Source organism: Paraburkholderia piptadeniae, assembly GCF_900007165.1.
GTDB lineage: Bacteria > Pseudomonadota > Gammaproteobacteria > Burkholderiales > Burkholderiaceae > Paraburkholderia > Paraburkholderia piptadeniae.
This window is the reverse complement of sequence record NZ_CYGY02000083.1, coordinates 32,544-41,963: the sequence shown is the minus strand read 5'-3', so window position 1 is coordinate 41,963 and position 9,420 is coordinate 32,544. Positions and strand designations below refer to the sequence as shown.

Genomic DNA, 9,420 nt, shown 5'->3' with positions numbered 1-9,420 from the left:
TGCGCCCCCAGCGCATGCGGAGGCGGCGATGACGAAATCCCTGAGTGCGGATGCAATCGATACCTTGCGGCAACTGAACGATATCGGGACGGGTCAGCCACCACCTGCCGTCGAGCCTGTCGTCGAAAAGGAACTGCTGGGCGCGGGGCTGGTGGCGAAATCGTCGAAGGGCGCGGGTGTCGAAATCACTTGCGACGGCAGAAAGTACCTGTCCGGCGATTGCGACTGAGTGCGGGCGCAACGGCGACGCTAAACGACACTGCGGAAAGAAAGTGGGAGGCGCGATGGAGCCAAAAGGCATCGATATGGGCGACTATCAGGAACGCTACAAGGATTTCGACATGGAGGTCGCAGTCGAGCAGGTGCTGACGGGCGTGAAGGCGCATTTCCGCGTGCTCAAGGACGATGCGGTGATGCTGGACTGGCGGCTTGTGCATATCGACCGCTTCTGGCCGACGGAGCACGCCGCCGCCGAAGCGGCCTTTCAGGCGGCGCGCGAAGCGATCAATACCGAGCTGCTTGCCGCAGGCGGATAAGTCCCGGGCATCACATTTGATCGCGCAAAAACAAAGCCGGACGCTCCGTGGAGAACATCCGGCTCGACTGCACCTGCAACAACAGACTGCGTGGTACTTCCAGGGTACGGCAACTGCGTGGTACTTCCATCTACACCATCAACGGTACTTCTTGACTGCTTCGACTGCGGTACTGCCACTTCTGGAACTGCCATTTCAACACTACCGGGTACTGCCAGAACTGCGTACTACCTGTGCTGCGCGGTACTGCCTGCTACGAAACCTGTTGCTGGCTCAGCTTCGGCTTAGTGGCCGAAGAACACCGAGCCCGGGCCCGTCTGCGGCTCATGCTTGCCGCCTTGCGAAGAACCGTTTTGCACGCCGCCATAAGCGACGTTGGCTTGCTGTGCCTGTTCGGCTGCCAGCGTCTGTGCGCTCTGGCCTTGCTGCGAAGCGGGCGCGCCGGCCGTCGGGTTGTAATGCGGAGCCGGACCGTAGCCGCTTGCGAAAGCGGGGGCAGCCAGCGTAGCGGAAGCGGCGATCAGAACTGCAGCGATAAGCTTGGTCTTCATGGTGAACTCTCCGTCATATTTGATTCAGTAAGACGTTGCGTGGTGCTTGGGTCTGTTCGCAACGTCGATGGAAAGCAGTGTATACCCCTACTATCAATTCTTTGTGCCGATAATTCGAAATTACTATTCTTCGATCAGGAACAATGCTGAGACGCCCGCCAGACGGGGATTTCGCGTGTATGCGCCCTGATAAGCCGGTCTTGCCGCTCGGAAAAACCTCATGTAAATCATGGGCTTCCGAGGTTGTTGCGACGCGGAACGAGGGGCGGGAGGGCGGCTTGCGGTAAAATGAGCGGTTTGCTTCATGCGCGTTTGTCGTTCGCGTTTTTACTTCGCGTTTCCTTCGTCGTTTTCGTTCTGTCTTGCGCCCCATGTCTTCGAAGCCCATTGCCAGTCCCCGCCGCGTGTCCGTCGCGCCGATGATGGATCGGACCGAAGTAATCGCGCTGAGCCGCGCTGCGTAAGGCTCTCGGCGATTCTACAGGGCGTCGCGTAACACTGGGGTAACAGTGCGTAGCAGCCGCGAATTTGACGGGACCGACCGGCATTGCGGCGCCAGAAATGAAAAAAGCGCGACTAGGTCGCGCTTCGTTCGTCTGAATGTCTCGGGCTCAGGCCGCGAGCTTCCTCTTCAGGGCGTCGTGTGCTTCGCGCGCTTCCTTGCGCATAAGGTCGAGATACTCGGCGATGTCGCGAGCGTCTGCGACCCACTTCCGGCCGTTTTTCCGGAGCGGGATCGGGAAGGTTCCGGCGTCAATCTGGTTGTAAGCGGTCTGGAGCGCCATTCCGAGCATGTCGGCGGTTTCTTCCAGCGTCAGGACGAGGCGTCCGTCTACGCATCCCATGACGAAAAACAGAGCGTTCATTTTCTTCCTTCGGGCCGCTCAAGCGGCGAGTCTTTCAAGTTCAAACTTGATTTGCGTGTCGCGGACAATCTGATTCGCGTAATCCGCCGTGAAGTTCATCGACTCGGCGCGCATCAGGCGGACGGACTCGCGAGCGATCGCGATGTCGTCGTCGTCGACCTCTTCCTTCGCTTCGAGCTTCGCGAGCAGGGCGAGTAGGCCCGCCGTCGTGACCGGGCGAGTATTCCGCGACGAGTGCAGGTCGAAGGCATCGGTCAGGCCGCGAAGCGACGGCGCCATCTCGTAGAAACATTGATCGCTGTCGTCCCGGAAAAGCGGCGTTCCGTCTTCCGCGGTCGTGATCGTGCCGTCGGTGTCTAGCTGGTCGAGGATTTTCTCGACCGAGCCGAAGACTGCGGCGACCTTCCAAGGCTGAGTGCGCAACATGACGCCGCCGCGATTCCAGCTAGGGCGAAACGGCTTGCGGGGTTTCTTCGTGCCTGGCATGTCAGAGTTTCTCGGAAATCAGTTCGTGGAAGCGCGAGAGAAACTGGATAAACGCGGCATCGGGAGGGAGAGGGCTGATCCGTCCGGGAAGTGGTGTCACTCCCGAAATCAAAGCCCATTCGTCGTCGTGGTGAGGCATCAAGTCCCGTTGCTCGGTTGCGAGCATGACAAGGTCGGCGTGCTTGATTTCGGGCGGGAGCGGCAGATTGATGCCGAACCTAGTCATAACAACACGCTCGACGCGCTTTTCGACTTCGCGATAATCGGGGAGAAGTTGCTTCAGTGGTCGGGCAACGTCACCGACGAATGCCTCCGCGGCGTCGTGCATCAGCCCCGCGAGCGCCATGCTCGGCGGAACAATCTGGCTCACGAAGACCGAATGCTGAGCGACCGAGTAAAAGCGGCTTGTGTGGCCCGCGAATCGGCACACATTAGACAGCGCGTGTGCGATGTCCCGGATGCTGAACTCGGATTCCTCGGGGCGAAGGAAATCGAAGTATCGACCGCTCGACATGAGGATGTCGGGTCGAATCGACGCGGCTTGAGTTGTGTCCATATTCACTCGGTTACTTGAATCGGTCGTTGAGGTAGGCGATCGCAACGCCGAGGAGGGCCGCGGCGGCGATCGCTGCGCAGAGGGCTTCGATTCCGTTCATGCGCGCGTGGAGTGGTTAGCGGATGGTCGTTTGCGCGACGAGCTTCGCCGCGCTGTGGCCTGTCAGGTCGGATGCTTGCGCGATCGCGCCGCGATCCGTCATTGCGCTGACGACGGCGACGAGCTTGTCAGCGGCGTAGACGTAGAACTTTTTGAGTTGTGAGCGGGGATACATTCTGATGGTCTCCGGGTGCGGATGGTTACGATCTAAAGAGGGTTCGGGATGCCTCGCAGACCGCGCGATGACGGCCTAGCGTCGCCTCATAGCCGGTCAGCGAGCCGCGCATCCATTCGGGGATGTCGACGCGGTCAGCGCGACGCGTGCGCATGTCGTCGAAGTCCTGTGTGGACAGTCGGACGTATTCCCATCGACCGCCGTTATAGGTTTTCCAGACGTCGCCTTTTTTGACGAGCCCGAGGAGTGCGTCCTTAACGGCGGGCTTCGGAGCGTCGGGAATCAGGTTCGCGACCGCGTCGACGCGGTAGCTTTTTCCCTCGACCATCGCGTCGAGCAATTCGCTTTCTGTAACCAAAATCGGCATTCGAGACGCCCCGTTCAGTGAATGGTCTCGGACGGGGGTAGGTGTTGCTTCAGTCGCTCACGGACCTCGTCGACGAGTTCGGCCTCGCTGAAGCCGAACATCGCGAGGTATTGGTCCTCGCCCATGTCATGTATCCCGACGCCGCTATGCTGGTGATGAATCGGGCATACAGGAATGGTTCGGAAGTGACTGGACCTCCCCCATCCTCCGCGCCCGCGTATCTGGTGATGGACAATCGCGGGCGTTCCTTCGTGTCCGAGGCGCTCACAGACGATGCAGCCGAGTTCGGCGACCTTGCCCATGTAGCGCCTTTCGGCTGCTGTTGGCGTTGGCAACTACAAAACCTCCCAACTTGGTAGCGATAATATCACACAACTACCGAAACGATAGCCGTGAAGGGCGAAAAAAAGACAGCCCTCAGAGGCGCCCGAGATAGTGGTCTTTGGGCGCCGCGAATCGGACCTCTCGATCGGCGCCGAAGGCGAAAATCAGTTCGATCAGGTCGGAAAATTTCCGCTTCGACATGGTCGACGTCGCCTCGCCCAGTGCGACGAAGCCGGTCCCGTCGATGTTCGGAACGACGTCGAGGCCGCTCAATGCCGCGGTGAAAAACGACTTCCATTGATTCGGCGTGAGCCGTCGACCGTACCAAACGACCTGACGCGAGACCTCGGTCAGAAGCGGCCAGAGGAGCGCGTTTTGATCGAGCGAGCGCGTCGGCTCGCTGATGACGACCATATGGCCGTTTGGCGAGTCGCGGATCGCCTCGGCGACGAGGCGTCGATTCGTGCCCGTGAGCGTGAAAATCTTCTTGTCCATCGTCGCCGCTCCGGTCAGTGAAGGAGGCTCAGACGGTCTTTCTTCAGAAGCTCGGCGCCGGGGACCGTGCCGCCGCCCTTCAGGGCCGCTTTGATTGCTGTCTTGTCCGGATACGTTTCCGTCTTTGTGCGGATGAAATTAATCGGCACTTCATCCGGGTTGCTGATGATGATTTGCTCGTCGCGTCCGATGTAGAGCTTCACGCGAATCAGTTCATGGTCGACGCTGGTTCGGCCAGTCGCCGACATCGAGCGTGAGAGATACGCGCGGAGCGATTTCGAGCGATTGTCGAGGAGTGTTGCCTCCTCGCTGAACTTCTTCGCGAGGGCCTTCTTAGCTTCAGCCATTGCGTCGAATTCCTCGATCACCATCGCAACGCGCGAGACCTTTTCGTCGTAATCGCCCGACTCGGCGTCGAGTGTGTCGGTGATCGTCGTTTCGTCGAAGCCAGCGTCCGCGAGTTGGTCGCGCATCGCAAGCCATTGTCCAGTCAAGTTGTAAAGCGAAAGGGACGACATAGAAGCTCCTGAAAGGGTAGTTTAGGCGGAGCCTATCCTAGTGGAGTGGCGCCCGATTTGGTAGCGGTTTTGCGGGCTGTGGCGGCGCTTTCACGTTCGCGGTAAAGTCGGCGACAAACACGAACGGGGGAAGCAATGAAGCGAAGCGAAAAGATCGCGCTCGGGAGCATCGTCGGCGGGATCGCCGCGGGCGCGGCGCTGTGGCATTTCACGGACGACGCTTTCAGTACATGGGTCTACTGGGTCGTCGGCGCCGTCGTAGCGGGCGGGCTGTTCAAAAACCTTCTGAGCATGATCGCCGACGAGAGCATCATCGACAGTCGGACGGTCAATCGGAAATGACGCGGCCCGACGAATCGGGCCGCTTCGTGCTTAGCTGGCGGCTTCGGGTTGCCAGGCGGATTCGCGGGCGCGCTTGATGCGCTTTGCGGCCTTGCGGCTATCCGCATGCTCGATTTCCGTTTGAGCGAGGAGGCGCTTCGCGTGTCGGACGTTGTCCCGCGCAAGCTGGACCGAATCGGCCGTCGGGCCGTTCGCGATCGATTCGCCGAAGGCGACGAGCGTCTTTCGATTGTCGAGGAAAAGCTCGGCGCTGTTGGTGGTGGTCATCGTGTGATCCGTCCTTTAGTCGTAAGTGTGGCGACGCCTTCGGTTACTTCGTGGATCGCGAAACAGGCGTCGCAGTGATGTAAAACGGTTTTGAACCAATGCGATATGACGTAGGGCGGGAGAGTGTGTGTCTTCCTGCATGTCCCGCACTCATACGAGGGCGTATCGCGAAAGTCTCGTTTCGGGACTGTGTTCATGCGGCGATCAGCGCGGCGACTTCGTCATCCGTTAGATTGCGATCGGCGAAGTCCGGGTCTCCGGGATAGCGATTCGAGCCGTCGGCTCGATGCCAGCAATACAGGCTTCCGCGTCGATGCCAGAACCAGTAACCGGCGCATGCGCATGTCATTGCTCGGACGTTGCGCTTCATCATCCAGGCGTCGAGACGGTAATTTCGCTCGCCGCAGCAACGGCACTTCGGCGCCTTGTCATGCGAGTTGTACTGTTCAGGGTGGAAAGGCAAGACGCGGCGCGTCTCGCATTTCCGGCATCGGACGTGGAAGCGCGCCATTGACTTAGCCCTCGTCCTTCGTTGCTTCGATCGCGTTGTCGATCGCTTCGCGCAGGGTCGGGCCTTCGGCGATAACCTCATCGCTGGAGTCGGTTATCTGCCAGAAGGCGACTTGTCCTTCTCGATACCATTGACGGATTGCGACGTCGCGGCGTACCTCGATCCAGTTGAGCCGATCCGTTTCGCTGATCGTCGGCGTTTCGACCTTCGGCGTCGCTTTCGGCTTCAGGTGCTTCTCTGTGACCTTCGTCTTTCCCGCGGCCTTCGCCGTAGCCTTCGCCTCTTCGAGGACTGCGACGGCCTCGGCGCCGTTCTCCTTGATCGCCTTGACAGCCGTCGTCGCCGACACTTCGCCGGATGCGACCATTTCACGGATAGGCGCCGGGGCAGCGACGAGCGTCAGCGCTTTCGCGATGGTCGTTACCGAGTAGCCCAGTCGACGGGCGATTTCCTTCTCTTCGATGCCGCGCCCGAGAAGTTGCTTGATGACCATTGCCTCGCCGAGCGGCGTCAGCTTGCGCCCGTTGTTGTCGAGGATCAGGCCGAAAATGCGGTCCTCTTCGGTCGTGCCGCGCATTTCGTTGATGACCGGGACTGACTCAATGCCGGCGCCTTCGCTGTTCGCGAGTTGCACGGCGGCGAAGCGCGTATGACCGTCGGCGATGTAGAGGAAGCCGTCGGACGCCGCGGAGACCTTGAGCGGCTTGTGGCGAAAGAAGCCGTTAGCCTTCATCGACTCGGCATATTCGCGCACGGCGAGCGGATATTCCGGATCGGCCTCGCGAGCCGCATTGAAGCCGGGGCGGACGCGGAGCGCGTCGAGTCTGACCATGTAGACGTCTGCGACGCCCGTCTTGAAGGTGCGCATAACGTCTTTGACGTTGCCGGGGACGATCTCTTGAATTTGTTCCATTTTTATCTCTCGTCGGTGTGGACTACTAAGCGGTGTCAGAGTGGGCGCCGAGGCGCCCGTCGGTTACTGCTAGAAGGGGATGTCGTCGTCAGGAATTTCGTTTTCCCCCATCGAGTGACGCGATCCGGTTTGCTGCGAGCCGCGTTCATTGCGGGAGTCGCCTCGATCACCGGAAGGGCGTCCGCCGAGGAGTTGAAGGGTCAGCGCGGCAATCTCGGTCGAGTAGCGATCGCTACCGTCTTGCGCTTGCCATTTGCGTGTCCTGATCTTTCCCTCGACGTAGACCTGAGAGCCTTTTCGGGTGTACTCCTTCACGACTTCGGCGAGCCTCCCGAAAAAGCTCACCCGATGCCACTCGGTAATCTCTTTCATTTCGCCGCTTTGCTTGTCGCGATAGCGGTCGGTCGTCGCGAGGCGGATCGAGGCGATCGCGTCGCCACTCGGCATGTAGCGGATTTCCGGATCGGCGCCGAGGTTGCCGACTAAAATTGCCTTGTTGACGCTCATTTGGTGGTCGCCTCCGCAGGATTCTGTTCGGTCGACGAGCCCTTCGACTCGGCAAGCTCGGCGGTGCGCTTCTTCTTCGCTTCGTTGAAAGCCGTTCGAGCTTCAGCGTCAGCGACGCGCACGGCGGCAGCGACGGCGAGCTTATGGGCGTTCGTGACGGCCTTCGCATTCGGCGCCGCGAGAATCGCGCGTTCATGCTTCGTGCGCTCTTGCTCGGTCATGCGGGCCGCGGCGTTATGAGTCGTCGCGTCGGCGTCGAGGTTGTGCTTCGTCGCGATGCAGAAGGTTTGCGTCACAGCGACCTTGTATGCGGCTGTCATGGCCTTATTGGTCGCCTTGTCGGCGGTGTCCATCGCTTCGCCGTAGACCTCGACCGATGCGACGCTTTCGTCAATCGTCGACGTGAAGTCGTAGCGGACGCGAACGGTCGCAAAGAAAAGCGCCATGCCCGTAGCCGTGCGGCGCTCGACTGATTCGCGCTCGATGACGGTCGGTAGGATGAGGAGGTCGTGATCCGCGAGGAGCGTCGACAGCTTTTCGAGGATGTCGTCGATCGTGCGGAACGAGTAGCCGTCTTCGGCGTTTTGTCCGGACTTCGCGATGCCTTCGACGGAAATTGCTTTCACGACGTTTTTGATCGCGGTATGAACGTGCTTCATGTGTTCAGTCGTTCCATTTTGGTTTGAATCCCGCGCGCTTCTTGCGGGGCTTGTTTTCTGCTATCAGCCGAAAAGGATTCGTGTCCAGCGATCGCGCCGATCGCGACTGCAATCAGCGCGGCGACGATCCAGTCGGCGAACTTCGCCGACCGTTCGCTCATCGCTGGAGTTGATGCAGAAGGGTTGCGGCTCGGCCCGCGAGGAGTGCGATCCATTCGGGACGCGTCTCATGCGGGAACGCGGCGCGGCGGCGCTCGGGTTCCGTCGCGAGGTCAGCGAGGAGGCGGAAGATTTCGGGGAATGCCTCGATCGCGGCAATCTGATGCTCGACGAGCTTCTCGACGCGCTCCGCTTCGCCGACCGCTTGACTCGCGTGCTGATCGTTGAAGTAGCGGCATGCTTTCGCGACGTTCAGGTTATGGGCCGTCGACGCGCGTGCATGCGCAATCAGTTCGTTAAACCCGATCCGGCGAGAAAGTACCGTTTCGGTAGCCAATGCGGGCGCAAGAATGCCAGCTTGAGCGCGTGCGGCAGACTCCCGAATTGCGACGCGAGCCGCTTCGGTATTGACGGCAGTGGGGTAAGACAGGTTTTCCATCCTCAAATCTCCCGTGTCGGGTTGTTTGGAGTGTTTTTAATGCTACCGAAAAGGTAGTCTACGCGCAAGCAAAAACTTACTTTCGCGCTGGCATCGCTCAGGCCGCTTTCAACTCTCGGGCGCGGAGCCATCCGCGTGGCTCAAATGTCGCTCGAAGTGCGGCCTCGACCTCGCTTTGTAGCCCTTTGATGATGGACCGGGCCTTGCGTGCTGACTTCTCGACGGTGCTTAGCGATACCTGGCATTCGAGCGCGATTTGCGGGAGCGATTTCGAGTAGGTCTCGCCGAAATCAAATTCGCGGATGAGAAGTTCGCGAACCAACGTTGCGCGGCGTGCGATTTCCGCATATGTGCGCGTCAGCAGATCGAGCGCGTCGTCCCGATCGACGCCGAGGCCGTCATACGTCCCGGTCACGTAGGCGCGCTGCGCCTCGTTGAGCGTCGCGTCGACGACCTGAATCACCCATGTTGCTTCTGTGAGTCGGTCCGTCGCGCTCAGTCGATCGGTCGAGCTACTCGCGGCGGTCTGAATGCCGTAAGAAGCGACCTTGACGCCCGATGCGGCGCGGACCTCGTAGGCCTTCGCCAGCGCCTGATCGACGCTTTTGAACAACGGGAATTGCTTAAGCGGCTTGCCCTGCATTGCGTAT

General features: G+C 60.1%; 19 protein-coding genes. 3 read left to right on the top strand and 16 right to left on the bottom strand.

Features of this window, described 5'->3' with window-relative positions:
• Positions 1-28: 28 nt before the first annotated feature.
• Positions 29-229, top strand: a complete 201-nt coding sequence (locus tag BN2476_RS37180; RefSeq protein ID WP_087739190.1) for a hypothetical protein — start codon at positions 29-31, stop codon at positions 227-229.
• Positions 230-284: 55 nt separating this feature from the next.
• The gene (locus BN2476_RS37175; protein WP_087739189.1) at positions 285-536 is read left to right on the top strand and encodes a hypothetical protein; all 252 of its coding nucleotides are present in this window, start codon (positions 285-287) and stop codon (positions 534-536) included.
• 284 nt (positions 537-820) lie between these two features.
• Here the strand turns inward: BN2476_RS37175 and BN2476_RS37170 are convergent, their stop codons facing one another.
• The 9 genes from BN2476_RS37170 to BN2476_RS37135 form a co-directional block, all read right to left on the bottom strand.
• On the bottom strand, positions 821-1,087 hold the full coding sequence (locus tag BN2476_RS37170) for a hypothetical protein (RefSeq protein ID WP_087739188.1): 267 nt from the start codon (positions 1,085-1,087) through the stop codon (positions 821-823).
• A 611-nt stretch (positions 1,088-1,698) separates the two neighbouring features.
• Positions 1,699-1,953, bottom strand: a complete 255-nt coding sequence (locus BN2476_RS37165; protein ID WP_235851131.1) for a helix-turn-helix transcriptional regulator — start codon at positions 1,951-1,953, stop codon at positions 1,699-1,701.
• A gap of 18 nt (positions 1,954-1,971) precedes the next feature.
• Positions 1,972-2,439 (bottom strand): hypothetical protein, encoded by a 468-nt coding sequence (locus BN2476_RS37160; RefSeq protein WP_143811133.1) that lies wholly within the window; start codon positions 2,437-2,439, stop codon positions 1,972-1,974.
• Position 2,440: 1 nt separating this feature from the next.
• A complete protein-coding gene (locus tag BN2476_RS37155; RefSeq protein ID WP_087739186.1) occupies positions 2,441-2,995 on the bottom strand; it encodes a YfbR-like 5'-deoxynucleotidase in 555 nt (184 codons plus the stop codon).
• Positions 2,996-3,110: 115 nt separating this feature from the next.
• Positions 3,111-3,269, bottom strand: a complete 159-nt coding sequence (locus BN2476_RS46800; RefSeq protein WP_160111828.1) for a hypothetical protein — start codon at positions 3,267-3,269, stop codon at positions 3,111-3,113.
• A 25-nt stretch (positions 3,270-3,294) separates the two neighbouring features.
• Complete coding sequence (locus BN2476_RS37150; protein WP_143811132.1) at positions 3,295-3,609, bottom strand: hypothetical protein; 315 nt, start codon at positions 3,607-3,609, stop codon at positions 3,295-3,297.
• Positions 3,610-3,650: 41 nt separating this feature from the next.
• Positions 3,651-3,971, bottom strand: coding sequence for a Ref family recombination enhancement nuclease (locus tag BN2476_RS37145; RefSeq protein WP_268958000.1), 321 nt, complete (start codon positions 3,969-3,971; stop codon positions 3,651-3,653).
• Between the two features lie 82 nt (positions 3,972-4,053).
• A complete protein-coding gene (locus BN2476_RS37140; protein ID WP_087739183.1) occupies positions 4,054-4,455 on the bottom strand; it encodes a recombination protein NinB in 402 nt (133 codons plus the stop codon).
• 14 nt (positions 4,456-4,469) lie between these two features.
• The gene (locus tag BN2476_RS37135; RefSeq protein WP_087739182.1) at positions 4,470-4,973 is read right to left on the bottom strand and encodes a siphovirus Gp157 family protein; all 504 of its coding nucleotides are present in this window, start codon (positions 4,971-4,973) and stop codon (positions 4,470-4,472) included.
• A gap of 135 nt (positions 4,974-5,108) precedes the next feature.
• Between BN2476_RS37135 and BN2476_RS37130 the strand changes: the two genes are divergently transcribed.
• The gene (locus BN2476_RS37130) at positions 5,109-5,315 is read left to right on the top strand and encodes a hypothetical protein (protein WP_087739181.1); all 207 of its coding nucleotides are present in this window, start codon (positions 5,109-5,111) and stop codon (positions 5,313-5,315) included.
• A 30-nt stretch (positions 5,316-5,345) separates the two neighbouring features.
• Here BN2476_RS37130 and BN2476_RS37125 read toward each other — a convergent pair whose 3' ends face one another.
• The 7 genes from BN2476_RS37125 to BN2476_RS37095 all read right to left on the bottom strand — a co-directional run bounded on the left by BN2476_RS37125 (position 5,346) and on the right by BN2476_RS37095 (position 9,413).
• The gene (locus BN2476_RS37125; RefSeq protein WP_087739180.1) at positions 5,346-5,582 is read right to left on the bottom strand and encodes a hypothetical protein; all 237 of its coding nucleotides are present in this window, start codon (positions 5,580-5,582) and stop codon (positions 5,346-5,348) included.
• Positions 5,583-6,097: 515 nt separating this feature from the next.
• Positions 6,098-7,006: a ParB/RepB/Spo0J family partition protein gene (locus BN2476_RS37115; protein WP_143811131.1), complete on the bottom strand. Its 909-nt coding sequence runs from the start codon at positions 7,004-7,006 to the stop codon at positions 6,098-6,100.
• A gap of 69 nt (positions 7,007-7,075) precedes the next feature.
• Positions 7,076-7,513, bottom strand: coding sequence for a single-stranded DNA-binding protein (gene ssb, locus BN2476_RS37110; protein WP_087739177.1), 438 nt, complete (start codon positions 7,511-7,513; stop codon positions 7,076-7,078).
• The gene (locus BN2476_RS37105) at positions 7,510-8,172 is read right to left on the bottom strand and encodes an ERF family protein (RefSeq protein WP_087739176.1); all 663 of its coding nucleotides are present in this window, start codon (positions 8,170-8,172) and stop codon (positions 7,510-7,512) included. The genes ssb and BN2476_RS37105 overlap by 4 nt, the downstream gene beginning before the upstream one ends.
• Positions 8,169-8,333, bottom strand: coding sequence for a hypothetical protein (locus BN2476_RS46795; protein ID WP_160111827.1), 165 nt, complete (start codon positions 8,331-8,333; stop codon positions 8,169-8,171). Before BN2476_RS46795 ends, BN2476_RS37105 begins: the two co-directional genes overlap by 4 nt.
• Complete coding sequence (locus BN2476_RS37100; protein ID WP_087739175.1) at positions 8,330-8,770, bottom strand: hypothetical protein; 441 nt, start codon at positions 8,768-8,770, stop codon at positions 8,330-8,332. The genes BN2476_RS46795 and BN2476_RS37100 overlap by 4 nt, the downstream gene beginning before the upstream one ends.
• A gap of 97 nt (positions 8,771-8,867) precedes the next feature.
• Positions 8,868-9,413 carry a hypothetical protein gene (locus BN2476_RS37095; RefSeq protein ID WP_087739174.1) on the bottom strand — a complete coding sequence of 182 codons (546 nt, stop codon included), beginning with the start codon at positions 9,411-9,413 and terminating at the stop codon, positions 8,868-8,870.
• Positions 9,414-9,420: the final 7 nt, after the last annotated feature.